At 74.5% G+C, this 1,224-nt stretch carries 1 protein-coding gene and 1 pseudogene; one reads left to right on the top strand and one right to left on the bottom strand.

Annotation, left to right across the window (positions count from 1 at the left end):
* A pseudogene (locus BZY54_RS48215) lies at positions 1–407 on the bottom strand (MFS transporter); the annotation flags it as partial.
* An 86-nt stretch (positions 408–493) separates the two neighbouring features.
* Here BZY54_RS48215 and BZY54_RS48210 point away from each other — a divergent pair.
* On the top strand, positions 494–1,224 hold a 731-nt coding region (locus tag BZY54_RS48210; RefSeq protein WP_107420032.1), incomplete at its 3' end, for a transcriptional regulator.

Here is a 1,224-nt window from a genome sequence, read left to right as displayed (position 1 = left end):
CCGCCCGCGCCGCCCGCCGCCAGGATCTCGTTCAGCAGGCCCCACCGGACGCCTCCGCCCAGGGAGGCGACCAGGCCCTGGACGAGGACGACCGCGAAGACCGCCCACACCGGCAGGCCGGGCAGCGCCAGCACCGCCGTACCGGCCGCGAAGGCCAGCGAGATGCTCGCCAGCGCCCGGCGCGGCGGCAACCGGTCGGCGCCCGAGAGGAAGAGCGTCGCGCCCAGCACTTGGGCGAGCGACGGGCCGAACATGCTCACCGCGGACAGCAGCGGCGAGCCCGTGGCCCGGTACACGAGCGTGCCGAGCGCCAGTCCGCTCACCGTCTGGGCCACGGTCTGGGCGGCGGAGGACAGGAACAGCGGAGTGAACTCCTTGGTGCGGAACAGGTCCTGGTAGCTGCGCATGCGCCGGAGTCTCGGACCGGCCCGGCACCGGTCGTTATTGTTTCGCGCACACGCGAAAGGTGCGAACCCCGTCCGGAGGAGGACTCGTGGGCTGGTGGCAGGTGAACGCCGACACGCTCGCCGGGAGCCGGTTCGTGCTCTCACCGCTCGCCGAGACCTTCGCGAGCCTGAAGTTGCTGCACTCGGGCGTGGGCCGGCATCCGGGCGAACAGGCCTGGCTGCGCGCGCACCTGCCCGCCTACCGGCAGCACCTCGCGGCCGATCCCGTCACCGCGCTGCTCGTGCGGGCCGGGCTCGGCCGGGAATGGATCGCCGACTTCCTCACGCCCACGCCCCGGGACGAGGAGAGCTTCGAGGACGGAGTCGCCCGGGTGCGCTCGGCCGATCCGGCCGAGGCCCGCGCGAACCTGCGGATCTCGCTCGCCGGACCGCTGCCGGCCGCGCTGGAGCGGGACGACCTGCCCGAGCGCGCCGCCCGGCTCCTGGAGTACGTCTGGACCGATGCCGTACGGCCCTACTGGGACCGGCGGCGGCGCGTCCTGGAGGCCGACGTCGTCGGGCGGACCGCACAGGTGAGCCGCGGCGGCTGGGCTGCCGTCGTGGACGCGCTGCGGCCGGGGACGCGCTGGCTGGGCCAGAACCGGATCCAGGTCAACGTCCACGAGTATCCGCCGCGCGAGATCTCCGGCGCCGAGCTCGTCTTCGTGCCCGTCACCCCGGGCACCGGCTGGGTCTCGTGGGAGGAGTGCGGGCAACGGTACGCCGTCGTCTACCCCTGCACGGGCGCCCTCGCCGACGGCGAGGGCGCCCGTGCAGG

This window comes from Streptomyces carpinensis (assembly GCF_002154505.1).
GTDB lineage: Bacteria > Actinomycetota > Actinomycetes > Streptomycetales > Streptomycetaceae > Streptomyces > Streptomyces carpinensis.
This window is presented reverse-complemented; position numbering and strand designations above follow the sequence as displayed.